Here is a 12,879-nt window from a genome sequence, read left to right on the forward strand (position 1 = left end):
GCCTGCCGCGGCCGCCACGAAGCCGCGCTTCAGCGGGCGCTGCCACCCTGGCGCTTGCGCTCCATCCGACGCAGGAATTCCTGCATGACACGCAGATAAAGCTCGTCACCCAGGTGGGCGTCCTCGACACCGGCATCGATCGACGGGTTGTCGTTGACCTCGATCACCACCGGCTTGTTGCCGACCTGTTTCAGATCGACGCCGTAGAGGCCGTCGCCGATCGGCTGGGTGGCCTTCAGCGCCAGCTTGACCACTTCGGCCGGCGCATCCTTCACCGCAATCGTTTCGAAGCCGCCGGATTTGGCGGTGCCCTTGGCGCCGTGGTTGTAGATCTGCCAGTGGCCGCGCGACATGTAGTACTTGCAGGCGTACAACGGCTCGCGATTGAGCACGCCGATGCGCCAGTCGAAGTCGGTGTAGACATATTCCTGCGCCAGCAGCAGCGCGCTGTGCTGGAACAAACCGCTGGCGGCGGCGGCCAGCGCCGCCTCGTCCTCGACCTTGACCACGCCGCGCGAGAACGAGCCGTCGGGAATCTTCAGTACCAGCGGGAAGCCCAGCTTGGCGACGACTTCTTTGGTTCCCTTGCTGTCATCGCGATAGAGAATCTCGGTGCGCGGCACGGCCAGTCTGCGCGAGACCATCAAGTCGTTGAGGAAGATCTTGTTGGTGCAACGCAGGATCGACGTGGGGTCGTCGATCACCACCATGCCTTCCTTCTCCGCGCGGTGGGCGAAGCGGTAGGTGTGGTTGTCCGACGCGGTGGTCTCGCGGATGAACAGGCCGTCGTATTCGGCCAGGCGCTGGTAGTCGTTCTTGCCAATCGGATCGACCTCGATACCGAGTTCCTTGCCGGCCGCGATGAAGGCTTTCAGTGCCTTCTTGTTCGACGGCGGCATCTGCTCGGCCGGATCGACCAGCATGGCCAGGTCGTAGCGGAACTGACGCCGCGCGCGCGGCTTGCGCCACAGCTTGCGCGAGAAGCGGTCCAGTTCCTCGGCGAAGGCGTCTTCCTGCGTGTCGTCCAGGGTTTGCAGGCCGACCGGCTTGATCGAACTGACCTGCCACACCCGGTCGCGTTCGAATTCGATGCGCAGCAGCGGGCAAGGAAACATTTCGAAGACCTGCCGGGCCAGGTCCTGCAACGCCGGATAGGCCGTTTCGCCGAAGTAGACCAGGATGCCGAAGTCGGTGGTGTCACGCCCGCCGGCGGGCAAGAAGTGGGTCAGCTTCTGGTTGAGGTCGTCGATGTCCAGACCGTACAGCGAGCGCCGGCGCAGGTCGTTGACGGTGCGCACCGACGGCATCACCTTGTGCCCGCGCGCCTCCGCCAGCAGCGATACGTAATAGCCGGTGCCGAGGTATTTGTAGCTGCGGCACAGGTTGAGTACATGCGTGCGTTCGTCATCGCTGCCGACCGGCTGGCGCAGGTAGTCCATCGCGCTGACAACGTCGACGGAGGGATAGTACGAACCCCAGTCGGAAGCTTTTTCGACAACGATGACCAGACGGGTCATGGCATCACTCGGACGATGTGGCGATGGCGCCCGCCTGCGGCAAGAGGGCCGGGCAGGAAGACAAGGCGCGCAGTTTGGCACAGCGCCCACACGGTACAAGGCGCGGCGCTGAAGGAAGAATAAACGCGCAAGCCAAGGTGGACAGCCGCTGCGGGCACACCGGCAGCTCGGCGGCTGCTAGAGTCCGGGCGTGCCCATCCATGCCCCCACTCCCCTGGCCGCCTCCGCGCGCCGCGCGCTACGCGATTCCGCGAACACGCCAGCGGCGTCTGCCATTACGCGCGTACGTCGCGCCGCCACGTCGGACCTGGACGAGCTGGTCGCACTGGAGGAACGCAGCTTCCGTATGGACCGGCTGAGCCGCGCGCAATACCGCCGCCATCTGGACAGCGACTCTGCCGTAGTGCTGGTAGCCACCGACAGCCATCATCTGCTCGGCAGCGCCGTGGTGTTCTTCCGCAAGCGCTGCGCGGTGGCGCGTCTCTACTCGCTGGCGACCCAGCCCGAAGCACGTGGCCAGGGTGTCGGCGCCGCCCTGCTCGACGCCGCGGCTGACACGGGTCGTCGCCGAGGCTGCGTCGCGCTGCGACTGGAAGTACGCATCGACAATGTTGCCGCCATCGGTTTGTACGAGCGCGAAGGGTGGCATCGGATCGGTCGCTATGCGGCGTACTACCAGGACGGCGCGGACGCTTGGCGATACGAGAAGCCGCTGGGCTGAACGTCGCGGACTCGCCACTTGGTGGAAAGCCGGATTGCTGGTGAGCGCGGAGTGAGTCAACCGCCCAGCGGTTGCCCGATGCGTCGCTCGGTCTGCTCGTCGGGGCGTGCGACCAGCGCACCGGTGCGCATCAGGCTCACCGTGTAGTGACCCTGGTCGACCAGCGGCAGGAACGCGCCGCTGCCGTAGATCGTGTCGACTTCGGGCAGCCAGCGCGGATACTGCTTTTTGAGATCGAGCAGGTCGGAACTGCCGGGCCCGGCCAGATTGATAACGGTGCGCGGCGAGTTGATTTCCTCGTTCGCGTCATCGTAGCGGCCGGACAGCCGATCCAGTCGATAGAGCGGCGGCACGCCGGCCAGCAAGGCCGGCAGTTTCCACTTCAGCACGACCGCCTCGACACGCCAGTCATCGCCCGCCAGCTGCACCTGGCGGGTGCTGCCATCGGGCCAGGTGAGGGACACGGCCCAGCGCTGCGGCGAGAGGATGCGTGCATCCAGTTCGACCACCGGCGCCTCTTCGCCAAGCAGGCGGTAGCCGCGCAGGACGTAGCCGGTGCCCGCCAGCAGCAAGGTCAGCACGAAGCAGATCATGCACAGCAACGCACGCCAGCTGGCCGCCAGCCGTCGCCCGGCGTGCACGCGCTGGCGCACGGCGACCAGTTGCACCAGGGTGATCAGAGCAAGCACGGTGGCCAGTATCAGCAGCATGGTTGTCGGCAAACGCAGCAGCGCAGTCCAGTCCATCGTCCTCATCCTCGTTGCCGGTGCCGGCAAGCCATGGGCGGATGATAGCCGGCACGCACGGCCGGTCGGCGATGGCTCGCTATACTGCGCCTGTCCACAGGAACCCCGACCATGTCCCGTACTCTTTTGTTGCTGGCGTCCTGCCTTGTTCTTGCCTTGCTTGCCGGCTGCGGCAACAAGGGCCCGCTGGTGATGCCGAGCCACCCTGCAGCGGCGTCCACGGCGCCAACGCCGGCGGTGGTTGCACCGGTCAGCAAGCCGCGCTGACCGGCGTCATCGGATGCAACTGCATTTTTCCAAGATGCATGGCATCGGCAACGACTTCGTCGTGCTCGATTGCCGGGAACGTGCGTTTGCGCTGAGTCGCCCGCAGATTCGTGCGCTGGGTGATCGCCACGTCGGCGTCGGCTTCGATCAACTGCTGAGCATCGAGCCGGCCCGAGATCCCTCTTGCGCCTTTTACTACGGCATCTGGAATGCCGATGGCTCGTCATCGGGTCAGTGCGGCAATGGCGTGCGCTGCGTGGCGGCGTGGTTGCACCGCGCCGGTGCGCTGGCGATCGGCGAGCAGGTGATGATCGAGAGCCCGTCCGGTCCGGTGGCCGTGCGTTTGCTGGGCCCGCACGAAATCAGCGTGAACATGGGCGAACCGGTATTCGATCCGGCACGCATTCCGCTGGCAGCCGACACGACCGCGGCCAGTTATCAGATCGTTGCCGACCAGCAGGTGCTTGAATTTGGCGCGGTGTCCATGGGCAACCCCCATGCGGTGGTGTCCGTCGACGATCTGGCCGATCCTGCGCTGGAGCGGCTCGGACCCTGGCTGACCAGCCACCCCCGGTTTGCCCAGGGCGCCAATGTCGGCTTCGTGCTGCGGGTGGATCGCGATCACCTGCGCCTGCGCGTCCACGAGCGTGGCGCCGGCTGGACACAAGCCTGCGGCACCGGTGCCTGTGCCGCCATGGCCGTGCTGCACCAGCGCGGCGAGGTCAGTGATGCGGTGCGCGTCGAATTGCCCGGCGGAACGCTGCGCATCGACTGGTCGGGGCCGGATCATCCGTTGTCGATGACCGGACCGGCCGCGTTCGTGTTCGAGGGTGAGTGGCCGGTTCCGCAACCGGATGCTTGATCAGGGCGGTTGAAGCGCGCCCCGGTCCATCGCACACTCCAGCCAGACGGCGCGCATCCTGCGCGCGCCGCGACACGGTTCGAGGAAACCCGCGCATGACCGCAACCCTGCTCGACGATGCCACCCAGGCCCGGGTGGTCGCCGCCTATCTGAAGCGCCATCCGGAGTTTCTCAGCGAATATCCGGAGCTGGCCGCCAAGCTGACCATGCCGCGGCCCGAGGGAGCGGTGGCGTCGCTGGCGGTGTATCAGCTGCAGAGCCTGCGCGACAAGAACGCGGAGCTGGAGCGCCAGCTGGCCGAACTGGTGACGATCGCTGCCGAGAATGAAAAGCTGATGGAACGCGTGCACGCGCTGACCATCGCGCTGTTGCGGGCGAATACGATGGAAGTCACCGTGCGCACGGTGATCGCCAAGCTGTCGGCGGACTTCCACACGGAACAGGTGCGCCTGCTGCTGTTCGGCGACGAGCCACAGCTGCCACGCACCGAGTGGATGCAGCAGATTCCCGAAGGGGCGGCCGCGCTGCCGGAATTCGCCGAATTCCTGCACAAGAACGAGCCCGTCTCGGGGCGTCTGTCCACGGAAAAGCTGGAGCGCCTGTTCGGCGCCGAAGCCGCGCAGATCCATTCCGTGGCGATGATGCGTCTGGGCGACTGCGGCATTCTGGCGATCGGCAGCGCCAACCCGGATCGTTTCCAGCCGGGCATGGGCAACCTGTTCCTGAAAATGATCGGCGCCACCGTCACCGCCGCCCTTGCGCGCTCACGGGATGTCTCCTGAGCCGTCGATGATTCCGGAACAACAGGTCGAGGTGTGGCTGACCCGCCTGACGGATGAGCGGCACGCCTCGCCGCACACCACCGCCGGCTATCGCCGCGACCTGGCCAAGCTTTTGCGCTTCATGCGCGAAGCCGGGATCACCACGTTTGATGCGCTGGAACCGAACCGGATGCGCAGTTTCGTGGCCGGCGAGCATCGCGCGGGGCTGGCGCCGAAAAGTCTGCAGCGCCTGCTTTCATCCTGTCGCAGCCTGTTCCGTCAGCTCAGTCGGGAAGGGTTGCTGGCGCATGACCCGCTGCTGGGCGTGCGTGGGCCCAAAGTACGCCGCAAGCTGCCACAAGTACTCGACGTGGACGAGGCCAGCGCGCTGGTCGAAACCGACAGCGGCGGCAAGCTGGCGGTGCGTGACCGCGCCATGCTGGAACTGTTCTATTCCAGCGGACTGCGTCTTTCGGAGCTGGTCGGCCTGCGCTGGCTCGACCTCAGCCTTGACGATGGCGAGGTGCGGGTACTGGGCAAGGGCAGCAAGACGCGCATCGTGCCGGTCGGCCGCCACGCCATCGCCGCGTTGCGCGCGCTGGGTGCCGAGCACGGCATGCCGGCCGACGGCCCGGTGTTCCGCGGTCGCGGCAATGCACCGATCAACCCGCGCACCGTACAGCTGCGCATGAAGACGCTGGCGTTGCAGCAGGGCATTCCCAAGCACATCCATCCGCATCTGCTGCGCCACACCTTCGCCAGCCACATGCTGGAGTCCTCCGGCGATCTGCGCGCGGTGCAGGAACTGCTCGGCCATGCCGACATCGCGACCACGCAGATCTATACGCATCTGGATTTTCAGCACCTGGCGAAGGTGTATGACGCGGCGCATCCGCGGGCACGAGTGAAGCGGAGAGCGAAGGGCGAGGAATGAGTGACGAGGAGTGAGAAGTGAGAGAAAGCAGGTTGCGCGCACGCTCCTCTCTCACTTCTCACTCGTCTCCACTCACTTCCAGTCAGCACGTTGAAGCCCCGGTCGCCCGTCCCCATCTGGTTCGTTCAACCTTGGAGATTTGTATGGAATCCTTCCACGCCACCACCATCGTCTGCGTGCGCCGCGACGGCCGCGTCGTGATTGGCAGCGACGGCCAGGTCACGCTGGGCAACACGGTGATGAAGGGCAATGCGCGCAAAGTGCGCCGACTGGGCAAGGCCGGCGAGGTGGTAGCGGGCTTCGCCGGCGCCACGGCCGATGCGTTCACGCTGTTCGAACTGTTCGAGCAGAAGCTCGAAAAGCACAACAACAACCTCACCCGTGCCGCGGTGGAGATGGCCAAGGAATGGCGCACCGATCGCCGCTTCGGCAAGCTCGAGGCGATGCTGGCGGTGGCCGACAAGGAGGTGTCGCTGCTGATTTCCGGCAACGGCGACGTGGTCGAACCCGAACACGGCCTGATCGCGATCGGCTCCGGCGGTCCGTTCGCGCAATCCGCCGCGATGGCGCTGCTGGAAAACACCGAGCTGGACGCGCGCACTGTCGTCGAGAAGGCGCTGAAAATCGCCGGCGACATCTGCATCTATACCAATCACAACGTGTCGATCGAGGAGCTCTGAGCCGGGATGACGGGATCGGGGTTCGCAAGAGCCCGCCCGCAGAACCCGCCCCAGCCCACGCATCACCTTCCACCACAACGAATCCCGGCGCAGCCCATGAGCGAACTCACTCCCCGCGAAATCGTCAACGAACTCGACCGCTACATCATCGGCCAGCACGACGCCAAGCGCGCCGTGGCCGTGGCGCTGCGCAGTCGCTGGCGGCGGATGCAGCTGCCGCTGGAGATGCGCAACGAGATCACGCCGAAAAACATCCTGATGATCGGTCCGACCGGCGTCGGCAAGACCGAAATCGCGCGGCGACTGGCGACGCTGGCCAACGCGCCGTTCGTCAAGGTCGAAGCGACCAAGTTCACCGAGGTTGGCTACGTCGGCAAGGACGTCGAGTCGATCATTCGCGATCTGGCGGATGGCGCATACAAGCTGACCCGCGAACAGGCGGTCAAGCGCGTACGCTCGCAGGCCGAGGATCGCGCGGAAGATCGCATCCTCGACGCACTGTTGCCGCGTCGGCAAACCACGCCAAGCGACTGGAGTCACGATAACCACGCGACGCCGGCGGTGGAGAACGACACCCGCCAGAAGCTGCGCAAGCAGCTGCGCGAAGGCGCGCTGGACGAACGCGAGATCGAGCTGGATTTCGCCATGAACATGGGCGTGGAGATCATGTCGCCGCCGGGCATGGAGGAAATGGGCGCGCAATTGCGCCAGATGTTCCAGAACATCGGCGGCGCCAAGACCCAGCAACGGAAACTGGCGATCAAGCTGGCGCGCCCGCTGCTGATCGACGAGGAGGCGGGGAAGCTGCTCAACGACGAGGAGATCCGCGCCCAGGCGATGGAAAACGCCGAACAGAACGGCATCGTCTTCATCGACGAGATCGACAAGGTGGCCCAGCGCAATGACCACGGCCACTCCGGGGTCAGCCGCGAAGGCGTGCAGCGCGATCTGCTGCCGCTGGTGGAAGGCTCCACCGTGTCGACCAAGTACGGCCCGATCAAGACCGACCACATGCTGTTCATCGCCTCCGGCGCGTTCTCGCTGGCCAAGCCGTCGGACCTGATTCCCGAACTGCAGGGCCGCCTGCCGATCCGGGTCGAGCTGTCGGCACTTAGCGTGGACGACTTCAAGCGGATCCTGCGCGAACCGCACAACGCGCTGACCAAGCAATACGTGGCCCTGCTGGGCACCGAGGGCGTCACCATCGAGTTCACCGATGCGGGCATCGACCGCCTGGCCGAGGTGGCGTTCCAGGTGAACGAGCGCACCGAGAACATCGGCGCGCGCCGGCTGCATACCGTGATGGAGCGACTTCTGGAGAAGATCTCCTTCGAAGCTGCAGACAAAACCGGCCAAAATTACCTTATCGACGCCGATCATGTGGACAACAGCCTCGGCAGCCTGGTCCAGAACGAAGATCTGAGCCGCTACATCCTCTAGCGTCCCGCTGCGCTAACAAGCCGCTCAGGCCGCTCTGCTAAAATGGATCCCGTGAACAACATCATCGAACTCAAAAATACCGGACAGCGCGCCCAGTTGCGCGAAGCACAGCAAAAGCAGACGCTGATCCGGTTGTGGCGCGAAGATCTGGAACACGGCAGCTTCTGCGGTTACGTGGGCGGCGTCGGTCGCGAGTTCTTCCTGCTTTGGGTAGTCGGCGACGGCATCACCTATGACGGCATGTATGTCATGCGCCACCGCGACATCTCCGAGCTGGAGGCGCCGGACAAGCACCACGCGTTCTTCGAGAAGGCGCTGGCGCTCAAGCACATCCTGCCGCGCCCGCCGCGCGGCTTCCCGCTGGACAACATCCGCGAAGTCATCCAGGCCGCGGGCGCCCAGGCGCCGGTGATCGGCGTGCACGTGGACAGCGAGGACGAGTCCGAAGTCTGCTACATCGGCCGCCTGGTCGACGTCGAGGAAGACGGCTTCAACATGCAGGAACTGAGTCCCGACGCCGAGTGGATGCGCGAGCCGTCGTTCTTCAGTTGGGACGAGGTTTCCACCGTCAGCATCGAAGACGCCTACGCGCAATCCCTGCTCGCCGTGGCCGGCCCTGCACCCGACCTGATCCCCGGTGGCGACACCGGCTTCGGCCGCGCGCCATCCCCCTGACTCCGGTTATTGCAGGAGCCCGCTAGCGGGCGATGCTCCTGCTCCGGGGTCCGGCAAAGGCATCAGCAAGCGGGTTCCTGCGCGATAACTGATGCGCCAGATTGCTCGAGCCGGGTTCGCTCTCACCTGTCGCGCCAGCAGGTAAGCTTTCGGATTCACGCTGACAGTTCGCAAGCAGGGGAAACACTCATGGGCCGCATCGTCGTCGTCGGCAGCATCAACATGGATCTGGTCACCCAGGCGGCGCGTTTCGTCGGGCCGGGCGAGACCATTCTGGGCGAACGCTTTCTCACGGTGCCGGGCGGCAAGGGCGCGAATCAGGCCGTGGCCGCGGTTCGTCTGGGCGCGGAAGTGTCGCTGGTCGGCGCCACCGGTGGCGATGCCTTCGGCCAGCAACTGCGTGCCGGATTGGCCGCCGAACGCATCGACCTCCACCATGTCGCGCAACTCGGCGATGTCGCCAGCGGTACTGCCTCGATCACCGTCGCCGGTGGTGAAAACCAGATCATCGTGGTGCCCGCCGCCAATGCCCATGTCACCCCGGCGCACGTGGAGAATGCGCGCTCGCTGATCGAGCGCGCCGATGCCGTGCTGGTGCAGATGGAGATTCCGCTGGAAACGGTCGAAGCCACCTTGCGGCTGGGCCATCGCCTCGACGTGCCGGTGATCCTCAACCCGGCACCTGCGCAGAAACTTCCCGCCGACTGGCTGAAGCTTGCCCGCTTCGTCACCCCGAACCAGCACGAGCTGGCCATGCTTCTCGGGGCCGACGGCGACGAGGATTTCCGCGCCCTGATGCAACGTGCGCCGTGCCCGGTGGTGCTGACCCGCGGCGGAGATGGCGCCTGGTATCGCGAAGAGGGCGATCCCGTCCACCAACCCGGTTTTGCGGTCGAGGTGGTCGACAGCACCGGCGCCGGCGACACCTTCAACGCCGCGCTGGCGGTGTTTCTGCATGAAGGTCTGGCCATGGCGGTGCGCAAGGCCTGTGCTGCCGCCGCGCTATCGGTCACCAGGTTCGGCGCGCAAGGCGGCATGCCTTCCTTGCATGAACTGGACGGATTTCTGTCCGCGCGGCGCGGTTGATCACTTGCCGATGCAGAACGAACTGAAGATTGCGCCGAGCAGGTCGTCGCTGCTGTAGCTGCCGGTGACTTCGCCCAGTACCTGTTGCGCCTGACGCAGCTCTTCGGCAGCCAATTCGCCGGCACGGCTGCTGGTGAGGATGTGCGCGGTCCGGTCCAGGTGCTCCGCTACTTGCTGCAAAGCGAGCACGTGGCGCCGACGCGCACTGAACGCTCCTTCGCCACTGCCGGCTCCGGCCAGCCGTTTGAGATGCTCGCGCAAGGCATCCAGACCTTCGCCGGTCCTGGCTGACGCCCACAACCAGTGCATGCCCTCGCACTGGTTGTGGCGCGGCGGCAGCTGGTCCAGATCGATCTTGTTGATCAGCACCACGCGTTCGACGCCGGCAGGCACGTGGTCGAAGAAAGCCAGATCCTCGGCGAAGCCGGCGTGCGTGGTGACCAGCAAGGCGACGTCGGCGCGCTGCAGTTCGCCATGGGCACGGCGGACGCCTTCACGTTCGACTTCGTCGTCGGTGTCTCGCAAGCCCGCGGTGTCGGCCAGTTCCAGCGCTATGCCGTCCAGGCTCAGGGATTCGCGCAGTACGTCGCGCGTGGTGCCGGCGATCGGGTTGACGATGGCGCGATCGCTGCCGGACAGTGCGTTGAGCAGGCTGGATTTGCCGGCATTTGGACGGCCAATGATCGCCACGCGCAATCCGTCGTTGAGACGCAGACCGCGGTGCGTTTCGCGCAACAGTTCGGCCAGCTCGCTGCGGACTCCCTCAAGCCGGTGAGTGATGGCCGGGTCGGCGAGGAAGTCGATTTCCTCCTCCGGAAAGTCGATCGCTGCCTCGATGTGCACGCGCAGCGCAATCAACGATTGCAGCAACACCTCGACCTTGCGCGAGAACACGCCCTCCATCGATTGCAGCGCGGCGCGGGCACCGGCTTGCGAGCGTGCCGCGATCAGGTCGGCCACGGCTTCGGCCTGGGCCAGGTCGAGCTTGCCATTCAGAAACGCGCGCTCGGTGAATTCCCCCGGCCGGGCCAACCGCGCGCCAAGCTCGCAGCAACGACGCAGCAGAAGATCAAGCAACACCATGCTGCCGTGGCCCTGCAGTTCCAGCACGTGTTCGCCGGTGTATGACGAGGGGGAGGGGAAATGCAGCAGCAAGCCGCGATCGATCAGGACCCCATCGGCATCACGGAACGCCGCGAAATGCGCGTGACGCGGCTGCGGCTTGCGCCCCAGCATGGTGCGTGCGATGGCCGGAACGGCGGGACCGGACAAGCGCAGCACGCCCACCCCGGCCGCACCTGGTGCACTGGCAATGGCGGCGATCGTGTCGGTGCCGTATTCACTCATGATCTGACGACTCTAAACGAAGTCAGCCGCGACGGTTGCCCGATCGCGGCTGACAAGGTGACGATGACGGGGCTCAGGCAGCCTTGGGCTTGGCCACTTCCTCGCGGTCGATGTGATGGGTGATCCACCACTGCTGGCCGAGACCGACGATGCCGTTGACGGCGTAGTAGAGACACAGGCCGGCAGGGAAGAAGGCAAACATCACCGTGAACAGCAACGGCATCACCTTCATCATCTTCGCCTGGGTCGGGTCCATGCCTGCGGCGACGGGATTGAGCCACTGCGTCCCCAGCATCACGATCGCGTAGACGATCGGCAGGATGTAGAACGGATCAGGGTGGCTCAGGTCGGGAATCCACAGGAACGGCGCATGGCGCAATTCCAGGCTGTACTCGAGCACGAAGTACAGGCCGTAGAACACCGGCATGGTGATCAGCACAGGAAGGCAGCCACCCATCGGGTTGACCTTCTCCTTCTTGTACAGCTCCATCATCGCCGTCTGCATTTTCTGCTTGTCGTCGCCGTAGCGCTCCTTGAGCGCCTGGACACGCGGTTGCAGCTTGCGCATGCGCGCACTGGAGCGGTACTGGATGGCGGTGAGCTTCCAGGTCAGGCCCTTGATCAGCAACACCAGCAGAATGATCGCCACGCCCCAGTTCTTGGTGATGGCGTGGAACTGCGACAGCACCCAGTGCATCGGCACGGCAATGATCTTGAACATGCCGTAGTCGATGGTCAGGTTCAGCCCCGGCGCGATGGCGTCCATCGTGCCCTGCGTGTTCGGGCCGAGATACAGGCGCGACTGGCTGGTAGCGTTCTGACCCGGTGCCACGCTGATGGTCGGTCCCACGGTGCGGATCAGGTAACGCGGATGGGCGCTGTCCGGATTGAGCGTGTCAGTGAGGTACTGCTCGGTCTGGCCGGCTGGCGGAATCCACGCGGTGACGAAGTAAAGCCGCAACATGGCGGCCCAGCCACCCTTGATCGATGCGTTGAGCTGATCCTTGGGTTCGGCAAAGTCCTTGAACGGCAACTTGTCGAACTTCTCGCCGGTGTACCAGGCGGCGCCGCGGAAGGCGCGCGATTCCGGGTCGGTATAGTTCGACAGCCAGTTGCCGGACTTCGGCGGCAGCACCTGCAGGATCTGCTGATACGCATTGCCCTGCCACGCCGTGGCGCCAGCGTTGTCGATGCGCTGGCTGACACCGATCACGTAGCTCCCGCGGGTGAACGTATAAGTCTTGACGACCTTGACGCCGGCGGCATCCTGCCAGGTCAGATCGACTTTCAGCTCATCCTGCCCGGCGGGCAGCGTGTACGAGGTCTGCTCCGTGTGAAACAGCGCCAGATGATTGGGTTGATTCGCCGGCGTCTTGTCGCTGCTGCTGACCAGACCACTCTGGACGACCGCATAGTGCGCCTCATCGGTGGACAGCAGCACGGTCGGCGGCGGGTTCGGCGCCTTGTGCGTGCGCGGCGCCTGCGGATACGCCAGCAGATCAGCGTGCACCAGGCTGCCGCCGCGGGTATCCACGCTCAGCTTCAGCACATCGGTCTGCACCGTGATCAGCTGCGCGGGGGCAGCGGCAGTGGCGGGAGCGACGGCGTTGTTGATGGTGGAACTCGCGGCACCCGGCGGCGCGGCGGCGGGAATGGCGCCCGGTACGCTGTTGTCGGTCGACGCCGTGGCGGCTGTCGTGGCGGTCTGCGGCGGCACCGGTGCGTAGTCTTTCTGCCAGGCCATGAACAGCAAATAGGCCACGGCAAACAGGGCGAACATGAGGAAGGTGCGCGTTTGATTCATCGCGTAGCAGATCCGGGTAACGCCACGACACGTGTCAAC

At 65.3% G+C, this 12,879-nt stretch carries 13 protein-coding genes; 9 read left to right on the forward strand and 4 right to left on the reverse strand.

The genetic code is table 11. The features are described 5' to 3' along the window. Nucleotides 1–29: 29 nt before the first annotated feature. Complete coding sequence (locus tag ACVWWQ_RS12200) at nucleotides 30–1,517, reverse strand: RimK family protein (protein WP_133949096.1); 1,488 nt, start codon at nucleotides 1,515–1,517, stop codon at nucleotides 30–32. Nucleotides 1,518–1,707: 190 nt separating this feature from the next. Between ACVWWQ_RS12200 and ACVWWQ_RS12205 the strand changes: the two genes are divergently transcribed. After that, the gene (locus ACVWWQ_RS12205; protein WP_133949094.1) at nucleotides 1,708–2,238 is read left to right on the forward strand and encodes a GNAT family N-acetyltransferase; all 531 of its coding nucleotides are present in this window, start codon (nucleotides 1,708–1,710) and stop codon (nucleotides 2,236–2,238) included. Nucleotides 2,239–2,294: 56 nt separating this feature from the next. On the opposite strand, the gene ACVWWQ_RS12210 is transcribed toward ACVWWQ_RS12205, so the two are convergent. Next, on the reverse strand, nucleotides 2,295–2,984 hold the full coding sequence (locus tag ACVWWQ_RS12210; RefSeq protein WP_133949092.1) for a hypothetical protein: 690 nt from the start codon (nucleotides 2,982–2,984) through the stop codon (nucleotides 2,295–2,297). Between the two features lie 111 nt (nucleotides 2,985–3,095). Between ACVWWQ_RS12210 and lptM the strand changes: the two genes are divergently transcribed. From lptM to rbsK, 8 genes are all read left to right on the forward strand, one after another. Next, nucleotides 3,096–3,251 carry an LPS translocon maturation chaperone LptM gene (gene lptM / locus ACVWWQ_RS12215; protein ID WP_099653285.1) on the forward strand — a complete coding sequence of 52 codons (156 nt, stop codon included), beginning with the start codon at nucleotides 3,096–3,098 and terminating at the stop codon, nucleotides 3,249–3,251. A 13-nt stretch (nucleotides 3,252–3,264) separates the two neighbouring features. Further along, nucleotides 3,265–4,113, forward strand: coding sequence for a diaminopimelate epimerase (gene dapF, locus ACVWWQ_RS12220; protein WP_133949091.1), 849 nt, complete (start codon nucleotides 3,265–3,267; stop codon nucleotides 4,111–4,113). Nucleotides 4,114–4,208: 95 nt separating this feature from the next. Beyond that, the gene (locus ACVWWQ_RS12225) at nucleotides 4,209–4,895 is read left to right on the forward strand and encodes a DUF484 family protein (RefSeq protein WP_133949089.1); all 687 of its coding nucleotides are present in this window, start codon (nucleotides 4,209–4,211) and stop codon (nucleotides 4,893–4,895) included. A gap of 7 nt (nucleotides 4,896–4,902) precedes the next feature. Further along, nucleotides 4,903–5,808, forward strand: coding sequence for a tyrosine recombinase XerC (locus ACVWWQ_RS12230; protein ID WP_133949087.1), 906 nt, complete (start codon nucleotides 4,903–4,905; stop codon nucleotides 5,806–5,808). A gap of 143 nt (nucleotides 5,809–5,951) precedes the next feature. Continuing rightward, the gene (gene hslV / locus ACVWWQ_RS12235) at nucleotides 5,952–6,488 is read left to right on the forward strand and encodes an ATP-dependent protease subunit HslV (RefSeq protein ID WP_099653281.1); all 537 of its coding nucleotides are present in this window, start codon (nucleotides 5,952–5,954) and stop codon (nucleotides 6,486–6,488) included. 96 nt (nucleotides 6,489–6,584) lie between these two features. Next, nucleotides 6,585–7,928, forward strand: a complete 1,344-nt coding sequence (hslU, locus tag ACVWWQ_RS12240) for an ATP-dependent protease ATPase subunit HslU (protein WP_133949085.1) — start codon at nucleotides 6,585–6,587, stop codon at nucleotides 7,926–7,928. A gap of 42 nt (nucleotides 7,929–7,970) precedes the next feature. Continuing rightward, nucleotides 7,971–8,603 (forward strand): hypothetical protein, encoded by a 633-nt coding sequence (locus ACVWWQ_RS12245; RefSeq protein ID WP_199107364.1) that lies wholly within the window; start codon nucleotides 7,971–7,973, stop codon nucleotides 8,601–8,603. 189 nt (nucleotides 8,604–8,792) lie between these two features. Beyond that, nucleotides 8,793–9,689, forward strand: a complete 897-nt coding sequence (gene rbsK, locus ACVWWQ_RS12250) for a ribokinase (RefSeq protein ID WP_133949083.1) — start codon at nucleotides 8,793–8,795, stop codon at nucleotides 9,687–9,689. Here rbsK and mnmE read toward each other — a convergent pair whose 3' ends face one another. Both mnmE and yidC read right to left on the reverse strand, forming a co-directional pair. Next, a complete protein-coding gene (gene mnmE, locus ACVWWQ_RS12255) occupies nucleotides 9,690–11,036 on the reverse strand; it encodes a tRNA uridine-5-carboxymethylaminomethyl(34) synthesis GTPase MnmE (RefSeq protein WP_133949081.1) in 1,347 nt (448 codons plus the stop codon). Between the two features lie 73 nt (nucleotides 11,037–11,109). Next, nucleotides 11,110–12,840 carry a membrane protein insertase YidC gene (gene yidC, locus ACVWWQ_RS12260; protein ID WP_133949079.1) on the reverse strand — a complete coding sequence of 577 codons (1,731 nt, stop codon included), beginning with the start codon at nucleotides 12,838–12,840 and terminating at the stop codon, nucleotides 11,110–11,112. Between the last annotated feature and the right edge of the window lie 39 nt (nucleotides 12,841–12,879).

The sequence above is a fragment of the Rhodanobacter sp. TND4EL1 genome (assembly GCF_054061035.1).

Excerpts from the sequence above, each read along its gene's own strand:
- ACVWWQ_RS12245 (WP_199107364.1), top strand. The coding sequence starts at position 7,971 with ATGGATCCCGTGAACAACATCATCGAACTCAAAAATACCGGACAGCGC.
- rbsK (WP_133949083.1), top strand. The coding sequence starts at position 8,793 with ATGGGCCGCATCGTCGTCGTCGGCAGCATCAACATGGATCTGGTCACC.
- ACVWWQ_RS12230 (WP_133949087.1), top strand. The coding sequence starts at position 4,903 with ATGATTCCGGAACAACAGGTCGAGGTGTGGCTGACCCGCCTGACGGAT.
- ACVWWQ_RS12225 (WP_133949089.1), top strand. The coding sequence starts at position 4,209 with ATGACCGCAACCCTGCTCGACGATGCCACCCAGGCCCGGGTGGTCGCC.
- yidC (WP_133949079.1), bottom strand. The coding sequence starts at position 12,840 with ATGAATCAAACGCGCACCTTCCTCATGTTCGCCCTGTTTGCCGTGGCC.
- ACVWWQ_RS12210 (WP_133949092.1), bottom strand. The coding sequence starts at position 2,984 with ATGGACTGGACTGCGCTGCTGCGTTTGCCGACAACCATGCTGCTGATA.
- hslU (WP_133949085.1), top strand. The coding sequence starts at position 6,585 with ATGAGCGAACTCACTCCCCGCGAAATCGTCAACGAACTCGACCGCTAC.
- lptM (WP_099653285.1), top strand. The coding sequence starts at position 3,096 with ATGTCCCGTACTCTTTTGTTGCTGGCGTCCTGCCTTGTTCTTGCCTTG.
- dapF (WP_133949091.1), top strand. The coding sequence starts at position 3,265 with ATGCAACTGCATTTTTCCAAGATGCATGGCATCGGCAACGACTTCGTC.
- hslV (WP_099653281.1), top strand. The coding sequence starts at position 5,952 with ATGGAATCCTTCCACGCCACCACCATCGTCTGCGTGCGCCGCGACGGC.
- ACVWWQ_RS12200 (WP_133949096.1), bottom strand. The coding sequence starts at position 1,517 with ATGACCCGTCTGGTCATCGTTGTCGAAAAAGCTTCCGACTGGGGTTCG.
- mnmE (WP_133949081.1), bottom strand. The coding sequence starts at position 11,036 with ATGAGTGAATACGGCACCGACACGATCGCCGCCATTGCCAGTGCACCA.